Origin of the sequence: Pseudomonas sp. DTU_2021_1001937_2_SI_NGA_ILE_001 (assembly GCF_032463525.1) — a bacterium.
Lineage (GTDB): Bacteria > Pseudomonadota > Gammaproteobacteria > Pseudomonadales > Pseudomonadaceae > Aquipseudomonas.
Window position 1 is genome coordinate 1,195,175 of the sequence record NZ_CP135971.1, and the last position, 25,340, is coordinate 1,220,514.

At 62.8% G+C, this 25,340-nt stretch carries 22 protein-coding genes and 2 tRNA genes; 9 read left to right on the top strand and 15 right to left on the bottom strand.

The features are described from left to right. Positions 1 to 129 precede the first annotated feature (129 nt). Positions 130 to 909, top strand: coding sequence for a TSUP family transporter (locus RRX38_RS04640; protein ID WP_295473009.1), 780 nt, complete (start codon positions 130 to 132; stop codon positions 907 to 909). On the opposite strand, the gene nudC is transcribed toward RRX38_RS04640, so the two are convergent. Continuing rightward, on the bottom strand, positions 877 to 1,707 hold the full coding sequence (nudC, locus tag RRX38_RS04645; RefSeq protein ID WP_315961732.1) for an NAD(+) diphosphatase: 831 nt from the start codon (positions 1,705 to 1,707) through the stop codon (positions 877 to 879). The two genes, RRX38_RS04640 and nudC, sit on opposite strands and share 33 nt — an antisense overlap. Positions 1,708 to 1,734: 27 nt before the next feature. Next, positions 1,735 to 2,547 (bottom strand): crotonase/enoyl-CoA hydratase family protein, encoded by an 813-nt coding sequence (locus RRX38_RS04650; protein ID WP_295473006.1) that lies wholly within the window; start codon positions 2,545 to 2,547, stop codon positions 1,735 to 1,737. A gap of 317 nt (positions 2,548 to 2,864) precedes the next feature. Here RRX38_RS04650 and RRX38_RS04655 point away from each other — a divergent pair, with 317 nt between their 5' ends. Further along, on the top strand, positions 2,865 to 4,370 hold the full coding sequence (locus tag RRX38_RS04655) for an ATPase domain-containing protein (protein WP_315961733.1): 1,506 nt from the start codon (positions 2,865 to 2,867) through the stop codon (positions 4,368 to 4,370). A gap of 344 nt (positions 4,371 to 4,714) precedes the next feature. Beyond that, entirely contained in the window at positions 4,715 to 6,391 is a 1,677-nt protein-coding gene (locus RRX38_RS04660; RefSeq protein ID WP_410524895.1) for an ATP-binding protein, read from the top strand. 9 nt (positions 6,392 to 6,400) lie between these two features. On the opposite strand, the gene RRX38_RS04665 is transcribed toward RRX38_RS04660, so the two are convergent. The 5 genes from RRX38_RS04665 to RRX38_RS04685 form a co-directional block, all read right to left on the bottom strand. Then, on the bottom strand, positions 6,401 to 6,778 hold the full coding sequence (locus RRX38_RS04665; RefSeq protein WP_295473000.1) for a response regulator: 378 nt from the start codon (positions 6,776 to 6,778) through the stop codon (positions 6,401 to 6,403). A 146-nt stretch (positions 6,779 to 6,924) separates the two neighbouring features. Next, complete coding sequence (locus tag RRX38_RS04670) at positions 6,925 to 8,124, bottom strand: hybrid sensor histidine kinase/response regulator (protein ID WP_315961735.1); 1,200 nt, start codon at positions 8,122 to 8,124, stop codon at positions 6,925 to 6,927. Further along, a complete protein-coding gene (locus RRX38_RS04675; RefSeq protein ID WP_295472996.1) occupies positions 8,118 to 8,729 on the bottom strand; it encodes a chemotaxis protein CheB in 612 nt (203 codons plus the stop codon). Before RRX38_RS04675 ends, RRX38_RS04670 begins: the two co-directional genes overlap by 7 nt. Then, complete coding sequence (locus RRX38_RS04680) at positions 8,726 to 9,547, bottom strand: CheR family methyltransferase (protein WP_295472994.1); 822 nt, start codon at positions 9,545 to 9,547, stop codon at positions 8,726 to 8,728. Before RRX38_RS04680 ends, RRX38_RS04675 begins: the two co-directional genes overlap by 4 nt. A gap of 48 nt (positions 9,548 to 9,595) precedes the next feature. Further along, complete coding sequence (locus RRX38_RS04685) at positions 9,596 to 13,099, bottom strand: response regulator (protein WP_315961736.1); 3,504 nt, start codon at positions 13,097 to 13,099, stop codon at positions 9,596 to 9,598. A gap of 252 nt (positions 13,100 to 13,351) precedes the next feature. Between RRX38_RS04685 and RRX38_RS04690 the strand changes: the two genes are divergently transcribed. Both RRX38_RS04690 and RRX38_RS04695 read left to right on the top strand, forming a co-directional pair. Continuing rightward, positions 13,352 to 13,717, top strand: coding sequence for a response regulator (locus RRX38_RS04690; protein WP_295472990.1), 366 nt, complete (start codon positions 13,352 to 13,354; stop codon positions 13,715 to 13,717). Beyond that, positions 13,704 to 15,008, top strand: coding sequence for a glycosyltransferase (locus tag RRX38_RS04695; RefSeq protein WP_315961737.1), 1,305 nt, complete (start codon positions 13,704 to 13,706; stop codon positions 15,006 to 15,008). Before RRX38_RS04690 ends, RRX38_RS04695 begins: the two co-directional genes overlap by 14 nt. Positions 15,009 to 15,063: 55 nt before the next feature. On the opposite strand, the gene RRX38_RS04700 is transcribed toward RRX38_RS04695, so the two are convergent. Next, complete coding sequence (locus RRX38_RS04700) at positions 15,064 to 15,603, bottom strand: hypothetical protein (RefSeq protein ID WP_315961738.1); 540 nt, start codon at positions 15,601 to 15,603, stop codon at positions 15,064 to 15,066. Positions 15,604 to 15,769: 166 nt separating this feature from the next. Further along, the gene (locus RRX38_RS04705; RefSeq protein WP_315961739.1) at positions 15,770 to 18,616 is read right to left on the bottom strand and encodes an EAL domain-containing protein; all 2,847 of its coding nucleotides are present in this window, start codon (positions 18,614 to 18,616) and stop codon (positions 15,770 to 15,772) included. A gap of 338 nt (positions 18,617 to 18,954) precedes the next feature. Between RRX38_RS04705 and RRX38_RS04710 the strand changes: the two genes are divergently transcribed. Next, complete coding sequence (locus RRX38_RS04710; protein WP_295473015.1) at positions 18,955 to 19,332, top strand: hypothetical protein; 378 nt, start codon at positions 18,955 to 18,957, stop codon at positions 19,330 to 19,332. A 137-nt stretch (positions 19,333 to 19,469) separates the two neighbouring features. Then, complete coding sequence (locus RRX38_RS04715) at positions 19,470 to 19,832, top strand: NUDIX hydrolase (RefSeq protein WP_315961740.1); 363 nt, start codon at positions 19,470 to 19,472, stop codon at positions 19,830 to 19,832. 102 nt (positions 19,833 to 19,934) lie between these two features. Here the strand turns inward: RRX38_RS04715 and RRX38_RS04720 are convergent. From RRX38_RS04720 to RRX38_RS04735, 4 genes are all read right to left on the bottom strand, one after another. Continuing rightward, positions 19,935 to 20,011 (bottom strand) — tRNA-Val (locus RRX38_RS04720). A gap of 150 nt (positions 20,012 to 20,161) precedes the next feature. After that, a complete protein-coding gene (locus RRX38_RS04725) occupies positions 20,162 to 21,625 on the bottom strand; it encodes a diguanylate cyclase (protein ID WP_315961741.1) in 1,464 nt (487 codons plus the stop codon). Between the two features lie 269 nt (positions 21,626 to 21,894). After that, positions 21,895 to 21,971 (bottom strand) — tRNA-Val (locus tag RRX38_RS04730). A gap of 115 nt (positions 21,972 to 22,086) precedes the next feature. Beyond that, positions 22,087 to 22,788 carry a peptidase C39 family protein gene (locus tag RRX38_RS04735; protein WP_315961742.1) on the bottom strand — a complete coding sequence of 234 codons (702 nt, stop codon included), beginning with the start codon at positions 22,786 to 22,788 and terminating at the stop codon, positions 22,087 to 22,089. A 227-nt stretch (positions 22,789 to 23,015) separates the two neighbouring features. Between RRX38_RS04735 and RRX38_RS04740 the strand changes: the two genes are divergently transcribed. Beyond that, positions 23,016 to 23,192, top strand: a complete 177-nt coding sequence (locus RRX38_RS04740; protein ID WP_315961743.1) for a hypothetical protein — start codon at positions 23,016 to 23,018, stop codon at positions 23,190 to 23,192. Between the two features lie 90 nt (positions 23,193 to 23,282). On the opposite strand, the gene RRX38_RS04745 is transcribed toward RRX38_RS04740, so the two are convergent. Both RRX38_RS04745 and RRX38_RS04750 read right to left on the bottom strand, forming a co-directional pair. Then, complete coding sequence (locus tag RRX38_RS04745) at positions 23,283 to 24,029, bottom strand: TerC family protein (RefSeq protein WP_315961744.1); 747 nt, start codon at positions 24,027 to 24,029, stop codon at positions 23,283 to 23,285. Between the two features lie 33 nt (positions 24,030 to 24,062). After that, entirely contained in the window at positions 24,063 to 24,305 is a 243-nt protein-coding gene (locus tag RRX38_RS04750; protein ID WP_295472974.1) for a hypothetical protein, read from the bottom strand. Between the two features lie 132 nt (positions 24,306 to 24,437). On the opposite strand from RRX38_RS04750, the gene nhaR reads away from it, so the two are divergent. Beyond that, complete coding sequence (gene nhaR, locus RRX38_RS04755; RefSeq protein WP_315961745.1) at positions 24,438 to 25,334, top strand: transcriptional activator NhaR; 897 nt, start codon at positions 24,438 to 24,440, stop codon at positions 25,332 to 25,334. The last annotated feature ends 6 nt before the right edge of the window (positions 25,335 to 25,340 follow it).

A 25,340-nucleotide genomic window follows, 5' to 3' on the forward strand; every position in this document is an offset into this window, starting at 1 on the left:
CGCATAACCGAAAGGTATTGGGGCTAACCGAACTGTGTGACCGCGAAACCGGGACAACACAGACCAAGGCAGCTAGAATGCGCGGCTTTGGGGCGCCCGTTGCGCCCTGCCTGCCGATAAGCCTTGCCCATGCCTTTTGAACTCAGTGTCGATCCCCTCACCCTGGCCGTTCTCGCGGTCGTGGCCTTCGTGGCCGGCTTCATCGATGCCATCGCCGGTGGCGGCGGCCTGCTCACCACACCGGCGCTGATGACCGCCGGGCTGCCACCGCACATGGTGCTGGGCACCAACAAGCTGTGCGCCACCTTTGGCTCGGCCACCGCGAGCTTCACCTACTACCGGCGCAAGCTGTTCGACCCGGCGCAATGGAAGCTGGCGCTGATCAGCACCGCCGTGGGTGCGGCGCTTGGCGCGGTGATCGCCCACTACCTGCCAGCACAGTGGATCAACCAGATGCTGCCGGTGATCGTCTTCGCCTGTGGGCTCTATCTGTTGTTCGGCGGTACGCCCAAGGCACCGCTGGACAGCGATGCCCCGATCAAGAAGGCACGCCAGGTGCCGCAGGGCCTGAGCCTGGGCTTCTACGATGGCGTGGCGGGCCCCGGCACCGGCGCGTTCTGGACCGTCAGCACGCTGATGGCCTACCCGGTGGACCTGGTCAAGGCCAGTGGTGTGGCGCGCAGCATGAACTTTGTCAGCAACGCGATGGCCCTGACGGTATTCGCGGTGTCCGGGCAGGTCGACGTGATCATCGGCGTGAGCATGGGCCTGGCGGTCATGCTCGGCGCCTATTTCGGCGCCGGCACGGCGATCAAGGGCGGCGCCAAGTTCATTCGCCCGGTATTCATCATCATGGTCCTGGCGCTGACCGTGCGCCTAGCCTGGCAGCACTGGTTCGGGGGCGCCTGAGCGGCGCGCCAGGTAAAGGTCGATCAGGTAGCGGGCAATCGAGCGGTTGGCCGGCAGCGGCGGCAGGTCGTGGATGCTGAACCAGCGGGCGTCCTCGATCTCTTCAGGCTGACGGATGATTTCGCCGCTTTCGTATTCGGCATGGAAGCCCAGCATCATCGAATGCGGAAACGGCCAGCACTGGCTACCGATGTACTGGATATTGCGTACCGTCAGCCGCACCTCCTCCATCACTTCGCGGCGCACACAGTCTTCGGCGGACTCGCCCGGCTCGGCAAACCCGGCCAGCACACTGTAGATACCGGTGACGAAACGCGGCGAGCGAGCCAGGAGAATCTCGTCGCCACGGGTGATGAGCACGATCATGCTCGGTGAAATGCGCGGGTAGAAACGCAGGTCGTCGGCGGCGCAATACATTGCCCGCTCGCCGGGGACCTGCACGGTCGGCTGGCCGCAGGCGCCGCAGAACCGGTGTTCGCGTGCCCAGGTGGCGATCTGCGCGGCGTAGCCAAGCTTCTGGTACACCGCGAAATCGCCCTGCAGCATGAACTGGCGCAAGCCCTGCCAGGCCAGCCCGGGAAGCTCTACGGCCTGGGGCAGCACCCACAGGTACACCGGCTCGCCATCGAAATGGCCGATACCGTGCTCACTCAACAGCGGCAGGTCGAGGCTGGCCAGCCATTGCCTGGAGAACAGCACGCCCTCCTCGCCCATCAGGAAGCCCTGGGGGCTGTGTACCACGGCACGGCCTTCGTTGCGTTGAGGGTCGAGTACGGCGGTGGTCCAACGGCGGGTCATCGAAACACACTCCTGTCTGCGCCGTGTTCAGTCGTCGAACACCGGCTTGTGCTTGTTCATGTGGGCCAGCATGGCCTGTTTGAGATCGGCTGATTGCAGCATGGCGGCGTTCCAGATGGCAACGTACTCCAGGCCATCGTCGACACGGTGGTCGCGCATGTAGTCGATCATGCGCTTACTGCCCTCCACGGCGATCGGCGACTTCTCGGCGATCTGCCGGGCCAGCGCCAGCACGCCCTCGAGCAACTGCGGCGCATCGTCGTAGACACGATTGACCAACCCGATACGCTCGGCCTCGCGGGCGTCGACCGTGCGCCCGGTGTAGGCCAGCTCACGCAACATGCCATCGCCGATGATCCGCGGCAAGCGCTGCAAGGTGCCTACGTCGGCCGTCATGCCCATGTCGATCTCGCGGATGGCGAACTGTGCATCGGCGGCGGCATAGCGCATGTCGCAGGCGGCTATCAGGTCGATGGCACCACCCAGGCAGTAGCCCTGCACGGCGGCCAGCACCGGCTTGCGGCATTCGGCGACGGCGGTGAACGATGCCTGCAACTCCTTGATGCGCCGTCGCAGGCGCCTGGCGTTACGCCCGCTGTCGGCCCCCAGCTCGCTGGCCACGCTGCTCAGCAGGGCCAGATCGATCCCCGAAGAAAAGTGTCGGCCCGCGCCACTGAGCACCACGGCGCGTATGTCGTCACGCTCGTCGATAAGGCCGAAGATGTCGATTATTTCCCGCCAGAACGGTGCATTCATGGCGTTGAGCTTGTCAGGCCGGTTGATCTGCACATGGGCGATGCGGTCGTCGATATGCACGGTAAAGGCTTGGTAGTCGGACACGGCAGGATCCTCGATATTGGCTTGCAGCAGGTGGATTCATCCTTTGAGCGGTTACAGCCGCGAAAGACATCCCGGCTCAAGTCGGTGCCACCAGCCCAGCACGTCTGCGCTCGCTTGCCAGCGGGTTTGAACGCGTGACTATAGCAACCTTGCGGCCATTCCCGTAAAGCGCAGCAACGGTCAATTGCCGGACCACCACGACCGGCTTGGCAAGCGTCGGCAGCACTGGAAGAATCTCTGAACGCACCTGCGCAGACGGGGTCAATCACTGCAGCACGGTCAGGGAACCGAGCGCCAACTGGCAGCTCCGGCCACTCATGGATTGCGAGGAACAATCATTGACTACCCCCAAGGCGCAAACCGGTATCGAAGGCCTGGACGACGTGCTGTCCGGCGGGCTTTCGCGCGGCCACGTGTTCCTCCTGGAGGGCGAGCCGGGCACCGGCAAGACCACCGTGGCCATGCAGTTTCTCCTGGCCGGTATGCAAGCGGGTGAAACCACCCTGTACATCACCCTGTCCGAAACCGAGCGTGAGCTGCGCGAAAGTGCCCACTCACATGGCTGGCAGTTCGACGAAAGCATTGCAGTTTTCGAGCTGGCGCCGCCGGAGAGCCTGCTCAGCATCGAACACCAGCAGAGCCTTCTTTATTCCTCGGACCTGGAGCTGGGCGAAACCGTCGCGCAGATCTTCAGCGCGGTGGAGCGCACAAAGCCCAGCCGGGTGGTGATCGACAGCCTTTCCGAAATCCGCCTGCTGGCGCAAAGCTCGCTGCGCTACCGGCGTCAGGTGCTGGCGATGAAGCACTATTTCGCGCGTTATGACGCCACGGTGCTGCTGCTCGACGACCTGACCACCGACGCGCTGGACAAGACCGTGCACAGCGTGGCCCATGGCGTCATCCGTCTGCAGGAATTGACGCCGTCCTACGGCGCAGAGCGGCGGCGCCTGAAGATCATCAAGTACCGCGGGCAAAAGTACCGTGGCGGCTATCACGACTTCACCATCCAGGTTGGCGGCATCAAGGTCTTCCCGCGCCTGGTCGCGGCCGAACACCGCAACCAGTTTGAACGCCGCCAGTTGAGCAGCGGTATAGCCGAACTCGACGCCCTGCTCGGCGGCGGCGTCGAGCGTGGTTCAAGCACCCTGGTACTGGGCCCGGCCGGCACCGGCAAGTCGCTGCTGGCCCTGGTCTTCGCCATGCAGGCGATTGCCCGCGGCGAGCGTGCTGCGCTGTTCGTCTTCGACGAGGAGCTGGGCCTGTTGCACGACCGCATGCAGGCATTGGGCATGGACCTGCGCGGTCTGCAGGACAACGGGCAGATCTGGATCGAACAGGTCGATGCAGCCGAACTCTCGCCCGGCGAATTCTCCCATCGGGTGCGCCGTTGCGTGGATGAACAGCGTATCGAAACGGTGATCATCGACAGCCTCAATGGCTACCAGGCGGCAATGCCCGAGGAAAACGCCCTGGTGCTGCACATGCACGAGCTGCTGCTGTACCTCAACCGTCGAGGTGCCTCGACCTTCATGACCATCGCGCAGCAGGGCCTGGTGGGCGACATGCGCGCCCCGGTAGACATTACCTACCTGGCCGACACGGTGATCCTGCTGCGCTATTTCGAAGCACTGGGTGAAGTCCGCCGGGCCATTTCAATCATCAAGAAGCGCACCGGCGCCCACGAATCGACTATCCGGGAGTACCGCATCGGTGTGGGCGGCCTGAAGATTGGTGCCCCCTTGCATGGCTTCCAGGGCGTGCTGCGCGGAGTGCCTCACTATTACGGCGACAGTCAGCCCCTGCTAGAGGACGAGTACCCTTGATACCGGCGTTCTCCGAGCGGGCCATCATCCTTGCGCCTCACGGGCGTGACAGTCAGGTGGCGAGCAGTCTCCTTGCCGAGGCTGGCCTGCGCGCCAAGGTGGTCGGCGACCTGCCCGCCCTGGTCGCGGAACTGGCAGCCGGTGCCGGGCTGGCGATCATCGCCGACGAAGCCCTGCGCGGCGTGGACCTTGCGCCGCTGCTGGCCCTGCTGGCCGACCAGCCGGCCTGGTCGGACCTGCCGGTGATCCTCCTGACCCGCCACGGTGGCCCGGAGCAGAATCCTTCGACCCGCCTGGGCAGCCAGCTGGGTAACGTGAGTTTTCTGGAGCGCCCCTTCCATCCCATGACCCTGGTCAGCCTGGTCAACACGGCAGTGCGCGGGCGGCGGCGCCAGTACGAAGCGCGAGCACGCATGGAAGACCTGATCGAAGGCGAGCAACGCTTGCACAACGCTCTCACCGCAGGGCGCCTGGGCGCCTGGCAGCTGAATGTCGACGGGCTGGTGCTCGAATGTTCGGCCATCACCCGGGCGCACTACGGGCGCAGCGAACATGAGCCGTTCGAGTACACACAATGGCTGGACACCGTGTATGCCGAGGACCAGCCGCGCATGCAGGCGGCACTTCAGCACAGCCTGGACAGCGGTGCCGACTTCATCATCGAATTCCGCAACCTGTGGCCGGACGGATCACTGAACTGGGTGGACGTACGCGCACGGACCATCCATGCCAAGAATGGGCAGATCAGCGCGCTGGTCGGCGTGACCTCAGACATCAGCGACCGCAAGCAGGCCGAAGCCCAGCTGCGGCGTCTCAACGAAAACCTGGAACAGCAGATCCAGGAGCGCACCTCGCAACTGCGGCATAACGAGGAAGTACTGCGCCAGTCACAGAAGATGGAAGCGGTGGGCCAGCTCACCGGCGGCATCGCCCATGACTTCAACAACATGCTGACCGGCATTATCGGCAGCCTGGAGCTGATGCGCCGACGCCTGGCGCGGGGCCGCACCGAAGACCTGGAGAGCCTCATCGACCTGGGCGTGACCTCGGCCAACCGCGCCGCTGCCCTCACCCACCGGCTGCTGGCCTTCTCACGGCGCCAGTCGCTGGATGCCCGGCCGGTGGAAATGAACCACCTGATCCGTGCCATGGACGAGCTGATCCAGCGCAGCCTGAGCGAAAGCATTCATTTGCAGATGGTGCTGGATGCACAGCTGTGGACCGCCGAAGCCGACGCCAACCAGCTGGAGAGCGCCCTGCTCAACTTGGTGCTCAACGCCCGCGACGCCATGCCAGACGGCGGGCGACTGCGTATCGAGACCAGCAATCGCCGCCTGGAACGCAGCTACACCGACAGCCACGATAACCTGCTGCCCGGCGAATACGTATGCCTGAGCGTCAGTGACAACGGCTGCGGCATGCCCGCCACGGTGGTCAGCCGCGCCTTCGATCCGTTCTTTACCACCAAACCGATTGGTCAGGGCACCGGCCTGGGCCTGTCGATGATCTACGGCTTCAGCAAGCAGTCACGCGGCCATGTGGCGATCGACAGCGAAGTCGGCCAGGGCACCACGGTCAACCTGTTCCTGCCGCGCTACCTGGGCACCCCGGAGGATGACCAGCAGGCCTTCCAGAGCGACGCCGGCTTTGCCAGGGAAGGCGAAACCGTGCTGATCGTGGAAGACGACCCGGCCGTGCGCCGCCTGGTCAGCGAGGTCCTGGATGAACTGGGCTACGCCTTCGAACAGGCCAGCGACGCCAGCAGTGCGATGCCGATCATGGAGTCGCCGCGGCGCATCGACCTGTTGATCAGCGACGTGGGCCTGCCAGGGATGAACGGCCGTCAACTGGCGGAGATCGCCCGCGCACTGCGGCCCGGTCTCAAGGTGCTGTTCATCACCGGCTATGCCGAACACGCCGCGGTCAGGGCGGACTTCCTGGGTGATGAAATGCAGATGATCAGCAAGCCTTTCACCTTCGACCACCTGACCGCCAAGGTGCGGGAGATGATTAGAGGCTGAAACGCCGGATCAGGCGAGCAGCCTTTCGATCTGGCTGTGCAGGGTTTCCATGGTGAACGGCTTGGCCAGAATCGGCGCGCGGGCCGCAATGGGGCTGCCGGATTCAGCGATCTCCGCCGGATAGCCGCTGATGAAGATCACCTTCAGGTCCGGACGCAGTTTGACCGCCGGTTCGGCGATCATCACCCCGGAAATTCCGCCGGGCAGACGGTAGTCGGTGATCATCAGGTCAAGGTGTGGCCGACTGGCCAGGATTTCGAAGGCCTGCTCGCCGTTCTCGGCCTGCAGTACACGATACCCCTCGCCGGACAGGTAGTCCGACAGCAGCATCATGATCAGGGGTTCGTCTTCGACGATCAGTACAACATCTTGCGCATCAACGCTCATGTAACGGCCTTCAAGTATTCAGATAGCTGCCCATACGACCACGCTGCTTCAAGGAGGTTGCGCAGGATTGTCTGGCAATTTGCAACCTCAGGCATCGGGCAGGAAAAAACCGGCGCCTCGCTCTTGCAAGACCGGCGCCGGCGCGCTCAGGCGTCTGCCTGCAAAGGCAGACAGACGCTGAACGTAGAGCCATCGCCTTCCTGGCTTTGCACCTGGATCCGTCCACCATGGGCAAGCACGATCTGTTCGGAGATGAACAGACCCAGCCCCAGCCCGGCCACCGCATGACTGGCGGTTACCCGTTCGAACTGCTGGAAGATACGCGCCTGGTTCTCGGCCGAAATGCCGATGCCATGGTCACGCACCTCGACGCGCGCCTCATTGCAGCTTGTATCGGCGTAAACCCGGACTTCTACAGGCTTTCCGGCACCGTAGCGCAAGGCATTGGTGAGCAGGTTGGCAATCACCTGCTCGATACGAAACTCATCCCACACGCCGATCACCGGGTCATCGGCATTCAGGGTCAGCGTGCAGCCGGCGGCGTCGACCTGCGCCGCGAAATTCTCCAACAGGTTGCTGACCAGTTCGGACAGGTCGAAGGCGCTGGTGCGGATTGACAGCTTGCCGGTACGGATCCGCGACACGTCGAGCATGTCTTCGATCAGGCGGATCAGGCTCTGGATCTGCCGTTCATCGCGTTCGACCATGCTGCGGATCTTATCCAGGCTGAAGGCCGACTCGTTGTTCTTTGCCAGGTGCAACTTGCGCAACTGGGTTTCCAGGATCAGGCCGTTGAGCGGCGTGCGCACCTCGTGGGAAACGATGGACATGAAATCGTCGCGCATGCGTACCGCGCGTTGCAGATCCGCCTGGGTGGCCTGCAGCTGTTCGAGCAACACCTGCTGTTCCTGGCGGCTGCGCTCCAGCTCCTCGACCTGCAGTTTCATGGCCTTGCGTTGGCGATACAGCTCGACGAACACATTGACCTTGCTCTTCACCGCATGGATGTCCAGCGGCTTGTGCAAAAAGTCCACCGCCCCGCTTTCGTAGCCTTTGAAGGCGTAGTTCATCTCGCGCCCGGCGGCGGTCACGAACACGATGGGGATATGCTTGGTCTTTTCCGTGCTACGCATCATCTCGGCCAGCTCGAAGCCATTCATGCCAGGCATCTGCACATCGAGAATGGCCAGGGCGAACTCGTGCTGCAGCAGCAACGAAAGCGCCTCGTCGGCTGAGAGAGCCTGATACACCGTGCGATCCTCGCGCTTGATCAGCGCTTCGAGGGCCAGAAGGTTTTCCGGCAGATCGTCGACGATCAGCAGTTTTGCCTTGATGTGGCTCAGCATGCGATTCGTTCCAGTTGGGTCAGCAAATCTCTGATCTCCGTCAGCGATAGCAGGTAATCGGGGGTATGCAGGCTCAGGCCGGCCTCGGGCATGGCAGACGCCACGGCCAGCTCGGGGTTCTGGATCACAGTCAGGCCGCCGAACGCCTTGATGCGGGCCAGGCCGCGCGCACCATCGGCATTGGCACCGGTCAGCAGGACACCGACCAGATGCGGGCCATAGGCATCGGCGGCCGATTCGAAAAGAATGTCGATACTGGGCCGGGAAAAGAACACCTTCTCCTCCTGGCTCAGCGACAGGCTGCGGTCATCTTCCACCGACAGGTGGTAGCCGGCCGGCGCGAAATACAGGGTGCCGGGAGTCAGGCTTTCCTTGTCGCGCGCCTCGCGTACCTCGATCGGCAGGCGGTTCTGGAAAATCTGCGCCAGTTGGCTGCAGTGCTGGTCAGGCAAGTGCAGTACCACGATCAGCGGCAACCGGAAGCCCCGGCGAATGCCCTGCGTGACCGTCAGCAACGCCTCGACGCCACCGGCCGAAGCCCCCAGAACGATGGCCTCGACCCGTGGCAAGGCAGGCACAGGGGAACCGCCAAAGGTTGTCTTCATGACTTGCGGTAGATCCGTTCAGGCTTGACCAGGGGTTCGAAGGCGTCAGTGTAGGCAGAGAAATCCAGGGTTTCCTTGCTGCCCAGAGCCAGAAAGCCCCGGTGGCAAAGCGATTCGTGGAACAGGCCGAAGGCACGGTCTTGAAGCTTCTTGTTGAAGTAGATCAGCACGTTGCGGCAGGAAATCAGGTGCGTCTCGGAGAACACGCTGTCGGTGGCCAGGCTGTGGTCGGCGAAGGTCACGTTCTCGCGCAGGCTTTTGTCGAAAATCGCGTAGTCGTAGGCCGAGGTGTAGTAATCCGACAGCGCGCCGCGTCCGCCGGCCGCCCGATAGCTGTGCTCCCAGGCGCGTACGTTGTCCATGGCGAAGATGCCCTGCTCGGCCTTCTCCAGGGAGTTGGGGTTGATGTCGGTGGCATACAGGATAGTACGCTCCAACAGCCCCTCTTCACGCAGCAGAATGGCCATCGAGTAAACCTCTTCCCCGGTGCTGCAACCGGCGATCCAGATCTTCAGCGACGGGTAGGTGCGCAGAATCGGCATCACTTCCTGGCGAATCGCCAGGAAGTGCGAGGGATCGCGGAACATCTCGCTGACCGGAATGGTGAGCCACTGCAACAGCTGGGTGAAGGCCTGGGGATCGTGCAGCACGCGCTCCTGCAGCGCCGAGATGGTGGCGCACTCGAACTGCAGCAGCGCGTGCTGCACCCGGCGCTTGATCGAGGCGCCGGAATAGTCGCGGAAATCGTAGCTGTACTTGAGGTAGATGGCCTCGATCAACAGCCGCAGCTCGATATCGGCGTTCTTGTCATGGGACATGCAAAAACCTGAACCTGTGGATCTGAGTGCCGCTTTGGCCACAGACACTCAAATACGTTCCATTTTCGGCAGCCAGACCCGGATCAGCGAGAACAGCCGGTCCAGGTCGATGGGCTTGGCCAGGTAGTCGTTGGCGCCGGCCTGCAGGCAACGCTCCTGGTCATCCTTCATGGCCTTGGCAGTCACCGCGATCACCGGCAGCTTGCGCCAGCGCGGGTCCTTGCGGATTCGTGCGGTAGCTTCGAAACCGTCCATCTCGGGCATCATCACGTCCATCAGCACCAGGTCGATGTCCTCGACCTCGTTGAGACGATCCAGGGCCTCCTGGCCGTTACGCGCCACTTCCACCACGGCGCCCTTGTGTTCCAGGGCGCTGGTCAGCGCGAAGATGTTGCGTACGTCGTCATCGACCACCAGGATGCGCCGTGCCTCGAACACCTTGTCGCGACTTCGCGCGGTCATCAGCATCTTCTGTCGCTCGTTGGACAGCTGCGATTCGACCTTGTGCAGGAACAGCGTCACTTCGTCGAGCAGCCGTTCCGGTGAACGCGCGCCCTTGATGATGATCGAGCGCGAGTACTTCATCAGCTCGGCCTCTTCATCGCGGGTCATGTTGCGCCCGGTATAGACGATCACCGGCGGGAAGGAGCGAATGCCGTCGGCGGCCATGCGCTTGAGCAACTCGTTGCCCAGCATGTCAGGCAGCTTGAGGTCGATGATCATGCAGTCGTAGATGTTCTCGCGCAGCAACTCCAGGGCTTGCTGGGCGAGGCCGACGGCGGTGATTTCGATGTCGTCGTCGCCGATGAGCAAAGCGATGCTTTCGCGCTGCAGGTCGTCGTCTTCCACCAGGAGCACGCGCTTGAGCTTCTGGGTCAGCTTGGCTTCGAGCTTGGCAAAGACATCCTTGAGCTCTTCACGGGTGGTCGGCTTGACCGCGTAGCCGATGGCCCCCATGTGCAGGGCCGCTTCCTGGCGGTCCTCGACCGAGATCACATGCACCGGGATGTGCCGGGTCGAGGCCTGCTCCTTGAGGCGCTGCAGCACGGTCAGGCCCGAGTGGTCGGGCAGGCGCATGTCGAGCAGGATAGCGTCCGGGGCGAACTGCGCCGCAAGGTCGAAGCCCTCATCGGCAGCATGGGCCACCAGGCAGCGGTAGCCCAGCTCGTGGGCCAGATCGAAAAGGATCCGTGCGAAAGTCACGTCGTCTTCGATGACCAGGATGCTGCGCGTATCGAACGGCGCCAGCTCGCGATCATCGGCGAAAGATGGCGGGCGCTCCAGGGCCTGGCCGGCAACCGGCGCCGAACGCGCCTCGACGCGCGGCGGCAATGCCTCGGGAGCGCGGAACGCCGCAGACGGCGTGGCCACCACTGGCGCCAGCAGGGCCGGCGAGCTGTCTTCGGGGGCGTGCCAGGTCTGTGGCATCGACAGGGTGAACACACTGCCCTGCCCCAACTGGCTGGAGACACTGATCGAGCCGCCCAGCAGGGCTGCCAGGTCACGGGAAATGGACAAGCCCAGACCGGTGCCGCCATAGCGGCGGTTGGTGGTGCCGTCGGCCTGGTGGAAGGCTTCGAAGATGCTCAACTGCTGATCGTCGGCGATACCGATGCCCGAATCGCGTACGGCGAAGGCGATACCTCCCTCGGCACGCCCGGACACGGTCAGGGTCACGCTCCCCTGCTCGGTGAACTTGATGGCGTTGGACAGCAGGTTCTTGAGGATCTGCTCCAGCCGCAAGCTGTCGGTGTGCAGCATTTCCGGCGCATCGGCCAGCAGCTCGACATTGAATTGCAACTGTTTGTCCATCGCCAGGGGCTGGAACACGCTCTTGAGGTTCTCTACCAGACGCACCACGCTGCAGTTCTCGGGGCGTACTTCGAGCTTGCCGGCCTCGACCTTGGCGATGTCGAGGATATCGTTGATGAGGTTGAGCAAATCGTTACCGGCCGAATAGATCGATTCGGCGAACTTGACCTGCTCGTCGGAGAGGTTGCGGCCCGGATTCTCTGCCAGCAGCTTGGCGAGGATCAGCGAACTGTTGAGCGGCGTACGCAGCTCGTGGGACATGTTGGCCAGGAACTCGGATTTGTAACGGCTGGAACGCTGCAGCTCATCGGCCCGCGCCTGCAGCTCGGCCTGCGCCGTGCTCAGCTCTTCGTTCTTCAAGTCAAGCGCATCGCGCTGCTCGGCCAGCTGTACGTTGGTCTGCTCCAGCTCGGCCTGCTGGGTTTCCAGATGGGCCTGGGACTCCTTGAGCACCCGGGATTGCTCCTCGAGTTCTTCGTTGGCGGTACGCAGCTCTTCCTGCTGCACCTGGAGCTCCTCATTGAGCTGACGGGTTTCGCTGAGCACTTCCTGCAGACGCTGGCGATAACGGGCCGCCTCGATAGAGGCGCCGACGTTATCGGCGACCAGTTCGAGGAACTCGATATCACGCTCACTGAGCGGGCGCATGAAACCCAGCTCGATCACACCGTTGACCTGTTCGTCACTGCGGGTCGAGACGATGGCCACGCTACACGGGGCGCACTCGCCCAACCCGGAACTGACCTTGAAGTAATCGCCTGGCAAGGCATCGACCGTGATCACCCGCTGCCCTTCCAGCACCTGGCCAGTAAGTCGCTCACCAGCATGAAAGGCTTCTTCCCGCTCTTCCTGCTCGCGGGAAAAGCCGTAGGTCGCCACCCGCGACAGGCCACCGTGCTCCTGGCGCACGTAAACCGCAGCGACCACGACCCCCAGGTACTGGGCGAAAAACTTCAACACATTGCGGCCCAGCAGGTTGAGCGTCAGTTGCCCAAGCACTTGCTCGGCGAGAGCGCTCTGCCCGTTGCGCAGCCACGCCACCTTTTCCAGGCGCTCGGCGTTGCTGGCCTGCAGATTGAGGTTGGTGCTGTAGGTGGTGGACAGATTGAGCAGGTCACGACGCCCCATCCAGGCCAGGATACCGCTGACGCAGACCACGAAAATCAGGTACAGGGTGACCGAAAGCACGGTGATACGCGTGACATCGGCGTTACGCTCGATGCGCAACTGCTGCTCCATGGCCACCGCCTGCTCGTACTCCGTGCGGATCTGATCGGTAATGCGCTTGCCCCGTCCGGCGATGGTCGGCGTCAGGTAGTCGCCGTTCTGGCGGCGCAGGCCGATCATCTCTTGGGCGAACTGGTCCCACTCCTCCTGCAGGGTAGACAGGCGGCGAAAGCGATCGAGCTGCACGGGGTTGTCCTCGACCAGCTTCTGCAACCCCTGCAGCTCCGCCGTCAGGACCGGGCGGGCCACCTCATAAGGGTCGAGGAAATGCTCATCGCCGGTCAGCAGGTAACCGCGCATGCCGGTTTCCATATCGATGGAAAGCTTCAGCGAGCGGTTGGTGTTGTTGATGACCCGGTCGGTGTGCTCGACCCACTGGATGGCTTCGAGCAGATAGGTGATCAGAATGATGAAAAACACCGCGCTGAGTACACCCACACCCAGCGGCAGGCTGACGTTACGTCCCAGTAGTTTGCGAAAGCGCTGTTCGTCGATGGAAGACAGACGATTCATGGATATTCCCTGATGGCCCCGTGAAATTACCGCATGCGACGCAAACTTAACAAAAAGATTCCCTTTTCGCTTCTACGGGATTGAAATTTCAAACATAAATTGGCAATAAGTCGCCCACATCACAGAATGGCGGAGTTCACGGAAAGGCCCGCACGGCGTTGAGCCATCCATGGAACTTCTGAGGGTGTTTTGTTTACAGATTCAGAAGGCAGCATAGCCGCTGCCGCCAATGCCATTTTTAGGGAGTTAACCATGCCTGCCGAAGCCAGCACCATTCTCGTGGTCGAAGATGACGACATCGTGCGCATGCTGATCGTCGATGTCCTGGAGGAGCTGGAATACCAGGTGCTCGAAGCCAGCGATGCAGAGTCCGCCCTGGCGCGCCTGAAGGATGGCAGTGCGCACATCGACCTGCTGATGACCGACCAGGGGCTGCCGGACATGAAAGGCACCGAGCTGGCCCGCCAGGCCCGCCAGCTACGCCCTGAAGTACCGGTACTGTTCGCCAGTGGCTATTCGGAGAACATCGAGGTCCCCGATGGCATGCACTCCATCGGCAAGCCCTTCTCCATCGACCAACTGCGCGACAAGGTAACCGGTATTCTTGGCCAGGCATGACCCGCATTCCCCCACTACCCGCCTGCTGTTCATCGGCTATGTCTGGCCGGAGCCACGCTCCTCGGCGGCCAGCGGCCACGTCATGCAGCTTCTGCACTGTTTCCTCGAACAAGGATGGCAGATCACCTTCGCCAGCCCGGCCAGCGAGGGTCTGCACAGGGCCGCGCTGAACGACCTGGGCATCACTGAACGACACATCGAACTGAACAGCGAAAGCTTCGACAGTTTCGTACGCGAGCTGGACCCGCATGTGGTGGTGTTCGACCAGTTCATGATCGAAGAGCAATTCGGCTGGCGGGTCGAGAAACACTGCCCCAACGCACTGCGCGTCCTGGAAACCTCCGATCTACAAAGCCTGCGGCATGCGCGCCACCAGCATCTCAAGGCCTTGCTGGCGACGCCGACGGCCGAATCGAACATGCCGAGCCTGTTCGAACAGCCCCACACCAGCCTGTTCCAGCGCATGGCCGGCAGCGACCTGGCGTTGCGCGAGGTCGCCGCACTGTACCGCTGCGACCTCAACCTGATGACTTCGGATGTCGAAATGCAGCTGCTCACCACGGCGTTCAACCTGCCGCCCGCCCTGCTGCACTGGTGCCCGCTGATGCCGGAGCCCGCGTTGCCAACGCCTCCCGGCTTCATCGAGCGCGCGCATTTCCTGAGCATCGGCAACTTTCGTCATGCGCCGAACTGGGATGCCGTGCTGTGGCTCAAGAACGCCATCTGGCCGTTGATCCGCCAGCAGCTGCCGCAGGCCCAACTGCACATCTATGGCGCCTACACGCCGCCCAAGGCCACGGCACTGCACAATCCGGCACAGGGCTTCCACATCATGGACTGGGCAGAAGACGCCCTGCAGGTCATGGCCCAGGCACGGGTGTGCCTGGCGCCGCTGCGCTTCGGCGCGGGCATCAAGGGCAAGCTGATCGACGCGATGCTCTGTGGTACGCCCTCGGTGACCACGCCGATCGGCACCGAAGCCATGCACGGCGAATTGCCCTGGCCTGGCCTGGTGGCCACCAATGCCGCCGCCATCGCCGAGGCCGCCGTGAGGCTGTACCGTGACCAGACGCGCTGGGAGCAGGCGCAGGTCGACGGCTGGCGCCTGCTTGGCGAGCGTTACCCGCGTGACCGCCACGCCGCCAGCCTGATCCAGCGCATCACCGAGCTGCGCGACAGGTTGCCCGCCCATCGCCTGGCCAATTTCACCGGGGCGATGCTGCGTCACCATCAGCACAAGAGCACCCAGTACATGGCGCAGTGGATTGAGGCCAAGAACCGCCTGGCCTGAACCGCCAGTCGGCCTCAGGAAAACGCCCGTTGCCTGTCGACAGCGGGCGCGACCATCAGGCGATCAACCCGGCCTTGAGCGCCTTGATACGGGTGTTGATGTCTTCCTTGGCCACCTCCTGCTGCTGCTTCAAGGCCTCCTGGAACTTGCGATCGACGCCTTGCTGCTCCTCGGAGGTCATGGCTTCGTACGCTTCCTTGCTGACACCGGTCAGCTGTTCACGCACCCTGTCCATCGCCGGCTGCTGCATGTAGTCGAGAAACGCCTGCCGGGCTGAAATCCGTTCCGGCTGCTCGGCCGACACGTCTGGCTGGCCGCTCACCCCGTTGTCCTTGTCGGCCACACCGGCCGCCACGGATGTCTGGGATTTGAGGCTCAACATCATCTTGGCGAAGGATTCCTTATACGCCGTATTGTCCTGGGCATTGCCTTGCGAGGCCCCGCTTCCGGAACCGGAGGTGAGCGTTGCAGCGGCAGCCTGGACAGCCGACGGCACATACGAAGGGATCGACTCCCGGGATATCTCCTCCAGCGCCCGGCGCCCGTTGACGAACCTGGAAGCCAGGTGGTCGAGCGTACTGTTGCTGACGAACATCGTTGGTCTCCTGCTGTGGCGGGGCCGTATGGCCCCGCGCAGTCAGCAGCAAGATGGGTGCCAGCCGTGGAAAAGCCGCGCGGCAGAGCGCCGCACGCCCATGGCCGTGGTTGAGGAGACACGCGCCGGCGGACAGGCCTTGCCAGACACGGCAAGGCCTTGCCGATCAGTCGAAGGCCCAGGACACCAACAGGTCCTGGGGCAACGGCCGGGAAAAATAATAGCCCTGGGCCTGCCCGGCACCGATCTGTCGCAGCCACTCCAGCGTCTGCGGGTCTTCGACCCCCTCGGCCACCACTGTCAGCCCAAGGGATTCGGCCATGCGCACGATGGCTCGCACGATGGCGCGGCTGCGCGACGAACTGCTCAGCTCGAGAATGAACGACTTGTCGATCTTCAGGCCGCTGAAATGGTATTGATGCACGTAGCTGAGCGACGAAAAACCCGCACCGAAGTCATCCAGCATCACGGAGATACCGCTTTCAGCCAGCTTTTTCATCGTCTGTCGGGCGCGCTCCGGCTCTGCCACCAAAGCCCCTTCGGTGAGTTCCAGGCAAATGCGCGAAGCGGCGACGCCCTGCTCGGCCAGCAGCGCCAGCACCTCTTGCGCGAATTCCGGCCGGGTGATGCTGTAGGCGGAACAATTGACGTGCACCGGCGGCCAGTGCGCGTTTTCCGGCTGAGCCAGGATGGTGATGACCTGCTGCAGCATGTACAGATCCAGGCGCCCGATCAGCCGCAAGCCTTCCAGGGCCGGCAGGAAGGCCCCTGGGGTCACCAGCCGACCATCAGGCTGCCGCCAGCGGATCAGCGCTTCGAACGCCAGCAGCCTGCCCGTCTCGACACAGACGATGGGCTGGAAATACGGCAGCAGCTCATCGGTGCGCTTGAGCGCATTGCGCAAGGCACCCTCCTGCTCGATCTGGTCGGATACCTCGCTGCGCAGTTGCTGGTTGAACACCGCGAAGTTGTCACGCCCGGCATTCTTGGCGCGGTACATGGCGATGTCGGCGTCGCGCAGCAGATCTGCCGGCTCGACGTGGAACTGCCGGTCGGCGCCCACGATGCCGATGCTGCACGAGGAAAACACCGTATGACCATCGATGTCGAACGGCTGGTCGAATGCCTCGATGATCCGCTCGGCGATCCGCACGCCGATGTCCAGTGACGCGCCATGGGCCAGCACGGCGAACTCATCGCCACCCAGCCGCGCCAACAGGTCGGAGCCACGCATGCAGCCAAGCAGCCGCTCGGTGGCCTGGACCAGCAGGTTGTCACCGCAATGGTGGCCCAGACTGTCGTTGACCAGCTTGAAACGATCCAGGTCGATGAACATCACCAGCAACGGACGGGCCTGCTCGCAGAACGTCTGCCAGGCGCCTTGCAGGCGCTGTTGCAGGTGGCTGCGGTTGGCCAGCCCGGTAAGGGCATCATGGCTGTTCTCGTATTGCAGCTTGGCGTTGGCGACGTCCAGCTCACGGGTGCGGTCCTGAACACGCGCCTCCAGCTGCAGGTTGGCCGCCTGCACGGCTTCGGCCGCGCTGCGCCGCGACAATGCGGTGTCGACATGCCGCGACACGAAGGTCAGAAGTTCGAGGTCGCGCTGGCTGTAGCTGACTTCTCGCGCGTAGCTCTGCACCACGAGAATGCCGCGCACGTCATCGCCCTCGTACAACGGAACGCCCAGCCAGGACCAGGAGCGCTGCGCCTCTTTCTGCCGCTCGATCTCCCCCAGGTCTTCGAGCAGCAGCGCCTGTTCGCGGTCGATCAGGCAGGCACGACGCTGGCGGATCACATATTCGGTGAAACCGCGCTGCCCGCGCCTGGAATGCGGACGCGGTGCCCGCTCGTCCACGTAATAGGGAAAGGTGACCTCGCCGGTGCGACTGTCGTGCAGGGCGATGTAGAAGTTGTGCGCTTCCAGCAGTTCGCCAACGATCAGGTGCAGGCTGTGGAACAGCGCATCCATGTCGCCTTGCTGGCTGGACAGCTCGGCAATCTTGAACAGCGCGCTCTGCAGGTGCTCGGCACGTTCGCGGTCGCTGATCTCCTGGCGCAAGGCATCGTTGGCGGCCGAGAGCTGCTGGGTGCGCAACAGCACCGTCTGCTGCAGGTCGGTGCGCTGCAACAGACGGTCAAGGGCCATGGCGACATGCCGGGCCACCGCCTGGAACAGCGCACGGTCTTCGGCACTGTAGGCCCGGCGGACATCATAGATCTGCATCCCCAGCATGCCGAACACATCGTCAGCCGCGTTGCGCAACGGCGCGCCCATCCAGAAGGCCGGTCGGGCACCGGCACACCAGAAGCGCCCTTGCGCCTCCGCCCGCTCGATACCGGCAGCATCGACGAACAATGGCGCACCAGTGGCTAGCACATGGCCGGTCAGCGAGCGCCGCTGCGGGTTGAAGTCCTCGAAACTGTCTGGGCCGGGAACCTCGCGATCAATGGTATCGGCATAGTAAGGGTAGCTGATGCGTTGCTGCTGGCTGTCGTACAAGGCCAGATAGAAGTTCTCGGCATCCATCAGCGTGCCCAACTGGTGATGGACACCCGCGATGAAGCTACCGCTGTCCCGGGAAGAACTGGCCAGGTGGCTGATTTCGTAAAGCACCCGTTGGGTCGCCTGGGCGCGCACCAGTGCGGACTCCTGCAGCAGCGAGCCCAGACGCAGCGCGGTGTCTTCGAGCCAAGGCTCGCAGGCCTGTGCCTGCGGCGCGACCAACCAACCCAGTACCTGCTCGCCTCGCCCGGCGGTCAGGCGACGCAAATCATAGGCACGGCAGAAGGATTCGAACTCCGCACCGGAAATACAGGTTGGCCAGTCCAGCGGGTGTGCATCGCAGCCCAGCAGGCGCTTGTGCTCGCCGGCGGCATAGGCTGCCCAGCGAGCCTTGGGCTGTGCGAGGCGCAAGGCATCCAGCAGACAACCAATGGCGGCAGCCACCGCTTCACGGTCGGCAGAGGACGCGTGCATTTTCTTTAGCGACGAAACGGTATGAGGCACATTCATGAGGGCATCCCATCCATCAGCCTGTCTCCGCATCGCCGTGGCTCATAGGAAAGCGGCCTATTCTATGCGACGGCACGCCTGGCGCACATAGTGGAAATGACTTCCTCGCTCTCTATCCGGCCGTTCATGCCGCGCACCTCACCCACCGCCCTGTGGCTCACCCCTGAGCCAGTCATCAATCTGCCACTCAAGCGCAACACTCGCCGCTTGCCGACATGATCACCGCAGGTTTTCGACAACTGGCCGATGAACGCTCACCCTGATCGTCCGCTGGCGATTGACAGCCCCGAACCCCGGGCGCGCAATGGTCGCTCGTTTGCAACGATGGAGAAATGAACATGGCTAAGATCAATGTTTTAGCGGGGGATTTTCTTCAGGGTGACGGGGATTATCGGGCCGATACCCTGACGCTGATCACCCCGCTCCACCCTTGGCCCGGAATCAGCTTCCGGCGCAGCGACATCCAGTCGATGGAAGTCGCCAGCCAAGGGCATAACAAGAATATCGAAGGCGCCCTCGGACTGGGCCTGGCCGGAGCCCTGATGCTGGGTCCGGTAGGTGCCGCTGCCGGGCTGATGCTGGCTGGCGAGGAAAAGGAAGTCACTTTTCTGGCCACGCTCAAGGATGGCCGCAAGCTGCTTGCCGCCACGGATGACAAGACCTACCGCAGGATGAACCAGCCTTTCGAGGCCTCGCCCGCCTCGGGGGATTTCTAAGCGTTGCAGCAGAGCCCTGAGCCGTCGGGCTCTGTCGCCACGCCCCGACAAATAAATCTGAACCTTTGCCGAGCCCGGCCGACAAACCGCTCAAGGGAGCCATTTCGCCCCAGCGCGGGCCAGGAACAGCCATACCGATGAAAGTCAGAGCCACCGTCATTTGCAAACGCGACAACCAGATTCTCTATGTGCGCAAGCCGAAGTCCCGCTGGAACCTGCCGGGGGGCAAGATCGAAGCCGGAGAAACACCGGAACAGGCCGCCCTGCGCGAACTGAGCGAGGAAACCGGACTGGAAGGCCTGCAGTTGCGCTACCTGAATGAATTCCGCGGCAACGAGGTGTTGCACCATGTATTCATCACCCAAGTACCGGATGATGACCAGCCTCGCCCACTGAACGAGATCAGTGCCTGCAAGTGGCTGGCGGAAGCGGAGATCGATGACCTCAAGGCGACCAGCGCGACGCGGAGGATCATCCGCTCTCTGGTCGGCGGTCATTGAGCCGAGGGAAATGAGCCAGCCAAGGCTGGACATGCAGCGCAATGCAAAAAGGGCGACCCTGAGGTCGCCCTTTTTGTTACCGCCAGCAGGGGCGGATTTGTCTGGTAGGCACGATTGGACTCGAACCAACGACCCCCACCATGTCAAGGTGGTGCTCTAACCAACTGAGCTACGTGCCTGCTGTGAGGCGGCATTCTACGGAGATTCCCAACCCTGTCAACGACTTTTTCTCACTAAGCCACTGAAAAAGCGGATTTTTTCACGAGTGCCTGGAAAAACCGCCAGCCGGGCTCAGCGTTCCGACATGCCAGGCGCCCCCCCATCGGCAATCAGTCTTCAAGCATCTCCACCGGCTGCCAGCTCTCGCAACGATTCCGGCCGCCGGCCTTGGCGCGGTACAAGGCCTGGTCTGCCGCCTGGACAAGCTGCGACACCTCATCTTGCAATTGCGCACCACTGAAACAGGCAATGCCGATGCTGGCCGTGACGCGCTCGTAAGGGCTGGCCGGATGCGTGATCGAGAGCCGGCGCAACTGCACGAGCACCTCCTCGGCAACGAGTCGAGCGCCGTCCAGCGAGGTGCCGGGCAGCAACAGCGCCAGTTCCTCGCCGCCATAGCGCGCCGCCAGATCGGCGGGCCGACGCAGGCATGCCCCCATCATCTCTCCCACCTTGCGCAGGCACTCGTCCCCGGCCACATGCCCCAGGGTGTCATTGAAGCGCTTGAAAAAGTCGATATCGACCAACAGCAGCGCCAACGAGCCGTTCTCTCGCCGGGCACGCCCCACCTCCATGTGCAGCGCCTCGTCGAAGCCACGCCGGTTGGCCAGGCCGGTCAGCGGGTCGCGCAACGCCAACTGTTCGAGTGTCAAGTTGGTACTCAACAGTTCCTGGCCGGCGATATGCAGGCGAGCTTCGTTGGCTATGCGCTGCCGGGTGTGTCGCCACAAGGCCCAGCCTACGGCGATGGTAAACAGAATCAGCGCAGCCAGAACGAGGAGCGACCACAGCGCATCGAGACGCCAGCCCCGCAACACCTCGCTCGTTTCACGGGCGACGGTGACGATCAGCGGCAGGTTATCGCTGCGACGAAAGGCCGCAAAGCGCTCGATGTGGTCCAGGCTCGACGCATAGACCGCCGTTCCTTCCCTGCGGTCTTCGAAATATTCCCGGAACACCGGCGAGCGTGAAAAGTCACGCCCCACATCCTGGTCGCGGAAGGGATAACGCACCAGCAGCTGGCCATTGCTGAGCGCCAGCGAAATGCTGCCTTTCTCACCGACATCGATTCGGCCGAACAGATCGAGGAAGTTCTTCACCCCCAGAGTCGCCACTGCCACACCCATGAAAGCCCCTTGGGGATCATTGATACGACGACTGATGGTCATCACCCATTCACGACCGGACCGGTCGAGAATGGGCGGCCCCAGGAAGATGTCCCGCGAAGGATTCTGCCGATGATGGATGAAGTAGGCACGCTCGGCACCGCTGACCGGCTGACGGCGCCCGACATTCGACGAAACGATCTCGTTGCCATGGTGATCCAGCAAGGTGACGCCGGTGAGCTGCGGCATGGCCCGCTGCTGTAGAAGCAGCAGCCTGTCCAGCCGCTCGAGCGGCCCGCTGCCGGCGCCTTCGGTTTCGACCCGCTCCACCACACCATTGAGCAACATCGCCCCCTGACGGACGACGCCTTCCGAGTAGGTGACTAGCGCCTGCGCCAGGTTCAGACCATTCACATTGACGTTGTTGATGATCGCCTTGCGCGCGGCGACGAGCTTCCAGCCGGTCATGAAGGTCAGCGACAGGCACACCACCAGCAACAATACGATGACGAGGTGAAGATCACGTTTCACAGGCACACCCGAAGCCGACAGGTCGATCAGGCTGCCAGTTGGCACTAGGCCCTGTCCACTGGGGAAAAGCCGCACACCGCGAAATGGCAGGACGCTTGAACGCTAGAGGAAGAGGATCATCGAAACGCTCGCCGCCTGAACGGCGCATACAAAAAGGGCGACCCTTGCGGATCGCCCCTTTCTCACAACCATAAGGTTGATGAATCTGGTAGGCACAATTGGACTCGAACCAACGACCCCCACCATGTCAAGGTGGTGCTCTAACCAACTGAGCTATGTGCCTGCTGTGGGGCGCATTCTACGGATATCCGCGACCCTGTCAACGACTTTTTTTGGCTAACTTACTGAAAACCGAAAACTTTTTAAGCCAAGCGGTGCGATGCCAGGGCCCTGCCTCATCAATTGGCCTGCCGGGCCAGAGTCTTGCGCGCTTCGGCCGCCGCCTGCTCCTGACCGGCCCTGGCCAGCTCGTCGGCGGCCCGCAACCAGCGCTGCGCATCGACCTTGGCCGGCAACTGCCGGGCATTCTGGATCAGCACCGCCCAATGACCGGCGCTTTTCCAGGCCGAGGTGAAGCTGGAGAAGCTCATCGACTGCCGCGCGCTCATGCCCGACTGCAGCACCACCGTATCGCGAAAGCGGTCATAACCGAGCAGCACGCCATAGCGAGGCTTACTGAACAGCAAGGGTCCGGCGTCGAAACGGACCAGCACCGGGTAGCCAGCTGCCACTTGGGTCATCAGGTCATGGAAGTCGTCGCCCAGCGGGTAGACCAGGAAACCATATTCCCGGGCAACCCTTTGTAGGTTCTGCTCCAGCTGGTGTTCGGCCTGCGGCAGCTGCAGGTTCTTTTCCAGCAGCCCGGGCGTGGTCGCCACCTGCTGACTGCCAAGCATGCTGGCCAGTGACGCGGGGCCGCTCTGGAAGACATTGCCACGAAACACCGGTACGGCCTTGAGCTCGACCCGGTCCGGCAGGCCTTGAGGATCGGGCGGGATCGCCGCCAGGCGGTGCGGCGATGAACACCCGGCAACCGCCGCCAACGCCAGGATAGCGAGCATCTTCAGGGCCGAACGCGATGAAATGACAACCGACTGCATGTTCCCTCACTTGCTTGACGACACCCGACACCCGTCGGCCAGGTACAGGCGCCGATCATAGAGCGCCTGTCGGCCCCGGTATAGCACTGACAGTGCAGTCCCCTGCCCCGCATAGATCAAAAGATTCGAAGCCAGGGGCCGCTGGTCAAATTGACGAAACACCGGGCGGGCTAGACTGTCATTTATCAGGACTGCAACAGATTGCAGCAACCGTGGAGGCACTTTCTATGAGCCTGGAAATGACCATCGTGATGTTGATCGCCGCCTGGCTGGCCGTGGCCTGCGCCATGCTGTGGGGCGTGTTGCGCATCGCTCGCCGCCATCAACAGTCCAACCGCCAGGCGCAGCAGGTTCGCCCACAACCTGCAAGACCGCACGCGCAACGGCCTGTGACGGCTCACTGATCCTTATCCAGCCCCCTGTAGGTAAAACGGTCGGTTCCGGTCACGGAACCGACCGTTTCTTTTTCCGCCTCGGCCTCGACAGCCTCAGGCTCAGGCTGCCTCACCTCGCTTGCGCCTGGCACGGCGGGCCATCATGTTGAGCAGTTCGATCAGCGCCGAGAAGCTCATGGCGGCGTACACGTAGCCCTTGGGCACATGGGCTCCGAAGCCCTCGGCAATCAGCGTCATGCCGATCATGATCAGGAACCCCAGGGCCAGCATCACCACCGTAGGGTTGTCATGGATGAACTTGGCCAACGGGTCGGCAGCCACCAGCATGACCACCACGGCACTGACCACGGCAATGATCATGATCGGCAAGTGTTCGGTCATGCCCACCGCCGTGATGATGCTGTCGATGGAGAACACCAGATCAAGCATGAGGATCTGTGTAATGGCCGCGCCCATGTTCAGAGTGACCTTGCCACCCACCGATGCCTCCTTCTCGGCGCTGTGTTCCATGCTGTGGTGGATCTCGGTGGTCGCCTTCCAGACCAGGAACAGGCCACCGGCGATGAGGATCATGTCCTTCCAGGAGAACATCTGACCGAACACTTCCAGTATCGGCTCGGTGAGCTGGACGATCCACGCCACGGTGCTGAGCAGGCCCAGACGCATGAACAGTGCCATGCCGATGCCCAGCCGACGCGCCTTGGCGCGCTGATGCTCGGGAAGCTTGTTGGTGAGGATCGAAATGAAGATCAGGTTATCGATGCCAAGCACGACTTCCATGACCACCAGTGTTGCCAGCGCCACCCAGGCCGCGGGACTTGTTGCAAGTTCCAACAGGTATTCCATGACTTATATCCTGCGTGTGTTCAAGTGGGTGAATCAGCTGTCCTTGCCGGCCTGCTCGGCCTTCGGCTCGGGCTTGTCTGCCGGCTCAAGCACCGACAGCTCCTGACGGGCATCTTCCAGGGCCTTGGTAGCCGCCTTGTGCGTATCGTCGACGGCCTGCCTGGCCGACTCGGCCGCCGTGTCGAGCAACTGCTTGCCGGACGACTCGACCTGATCACAACCACTGACTACGACCAGCGAGCCTGCCAACAGTGCTATGTATAGAGCGCTTTTCATGACGTCCTCGATCTCTGCTGCCGGGCGATGGATGAGTGCCGCGGCGTTGAGGCGATTCTAGTCAGCTTGAAACATCCGGAAAATTCGTATTTACAAGTTATATACTTCGGTTTTTACGAAGTGATGATCGTCATGCTCAATTATCGTCAGCTGCACTACTTCTGGGTGGTCGCCCGCACCGGCAGCATCGTGCGCGCCTGCGAGCAGTTGAACCTCACCGCACAGACCATCAGCGGGCAGATCAGCCTGCTGGAAGACAGCCTGGGCGTGGACCTTTTCCAGCGCGTTGGCCGCCAGCTGGAGCTGACCGAAGCCGGACGCCTGGCCCTGCCCTACGCCGAACAGATGTTCCAGCTGGGCCATGAACTGGAAAGCCTGCTGCGCTCGCAGCCGGGCGAGCAGCACACGCTGTTTCGCATCGGCGTGGCCGATGTGGTGCCCAAGTCCATCGTCTACCGCCTGATCGCCCCCACCATGCAGTTGAACGAGCCGATCCGCATCACCTGCCGCGAAGACAAGCTGGAAAGGCTGCTGGCCGACCTGGCCATCCAGCGCCTGGACATGGTGGTTTCCGACAGTCCCATGCCACCGCACCTGGACATCCGTGGGCACAGTCAGAAACTGGGTGAATGCGGGGTGAGCTTCTTCGCCACCGAAGCGGTCGAGCAACGCCTTGCCGGCGACTTCCCGGCGAACCTGGACAACGCTCCCCTGCTGATCCCCGGCCAGGACACGGTGGTACGCGGGCGGTTGATGCGCTGGTTCGCGGAACACAAACTCAGGCCGCGAATCATCGGCGAGTTCGACGACAGCGCGCTGATGCAAGCCTTCGGCCGCTCCGGCAGCGGCGTATTCGTGGCGCCCAGCGTGATTGCCAGCGAAGTGCAGGCGCAATACGGCGTACGGCTGATCGGCCAGACCGATGCGGTAAGCGAGTCGTTCTACGCCATCACCGTGGAGCGCAAGGTCAGCCACCCCGGCGTGGTCGCGATCACCGAGGCGGCGCGCAGCAAGCTGTTCAGCGACTGACCTGGC

Coding starts and splice junctions, on each gene's coding strand:
- nudC (WP_315961732.1), bottom strand. CDS start 1,707: ATGACCCGCCGTTGGACCACCGCCGTACTCGACCCTCAACGCAACGAA.
- RRX38_RS04685 (WP_315961736.1), bottom strand. CDS start 13,099: ATGAATCGTCTGTCTTCCATCGACGAACAGCGCTTTCGCAAACTACTG.
- RRX38_RS04740 (WP_315961743.1), top strand. CDS start 23,016: ATGAGCCTGGAAATGACCATCGTGATGTTGATCGCCGCCTGGCTGGCC.
- RRX38_RS04725 (WP_315961741.1), bottom strand. CDS start 21,625: ATGACCGGCTGGAAGCTCGTCGCCGCGCGCAAGGCGATCATCAACAAC.
- RRX38_RS04715 (WP_315961740.1), top strand. CDS start 19,470: ATGAAAGTCAGAGCCACCGTCATTTGCAAACGCGACAACCAGATTCTC.
- RRX38_RS04710 (WP_295473015.1), top strand. CDS start 18,955: ATGGCTAAGATCAATGTTTTAGCGGGGGATTTTCTTCAGGGTGACGGG.
- RRX38_RS04660 (WP_410524895.1), top strand. CDS start 4,715: ATGACCCTGGTCAGCCTGGTCAACACGGCAGTGCGCGGGCGGCGGCGC.
- RRX38_RS04745 (WP_315961744.1), bottom strand. CDS start 24,029: ATGGAATACCTGTTGGAACTTGCAACAAGTCCCGCGGCCTGGGTGGCG.
- RRX38_RS04670 (WP_315961735.1), bottom strand. CDS start 8,124: ATGCTGAGCCACATCAAGGCAAAACTGCTGATCGTCGACGATCTGCCG.
- RRX38_RS04705 (WP_315961739.1), bottom strand. CDS start 18,616: ATGAATGTGCCTCATACCGTTTCGTCGCTAAAGAAAATGCACGCGTCC.
- RRX38_RS04750 (WP_295472974.1), bottom strand. CDS start 24,305: ATGAAAAGCGCTCTATACATAGCACTGTTGGCAGGCTCGCTGGTCGTA.
- RRX38_RS04680 (WP_295472994.1), bottom strand. CDS start 9,547: ATGTCCCATGACAAGAACGCCGATATCGAGCTGCGGCTGTTGATCGAG.
- RRX38_RS04655 (WP_315961733.1), top strand. CDS start 2,865: ATGGATTGCGAGGAACAATCATTGACTACCCCCAAGGCGCAAACCGGT.
- nhaR (WP_315961745.1), top strand. CDS start 24,438: ATGCTCAATTATCGTCAGCTGCACTACTTCTGGGTGGTCGCCCGCACC.
- RRX38_RS04690 (WP_295472990.1), top strand. CDS start 13,352: ATGCCTGCCGAAGCCAGCACCATTCTCGTGGTCGAAGATGACGACATC.
- RRX38_RS04700 (WP_315961738.1), bottom strand. CDS start 15,603: ATGTTCGTCAGCAACAGTACGCTCGACCACCTGGCTTCCAGGTTCGTC.
- RRX38_RS04640 (WP_295473009.1), top strand. CDS start 130: ATGCCTTTTGAACTCAGTGTCGATCCCCTCACCCTGGCCGTTCTCGCG.
- RRX38_RS04735 (WP_315961742.1), bottom strand. CDS start 22,788: ATGCAGTCGGTTGTCATTTCATCGCGTTCGGCCCTGAAGATGCTCGCT.
- RRX38_RS04665 (WP_295473000.1), bottom strand. CDS start 6,778: ATGAGCGTTGATGCGCAAGATGTTGTACTGATCGTCGAAGACGAACCC.
- RRX38_RS04675 (WP_295472996.1), bottom strand. CDS start 8,729: ATGAAGACAACCTTTGGCGGTTCCCCTGTGCCTGCCTTGCCACGGGTC.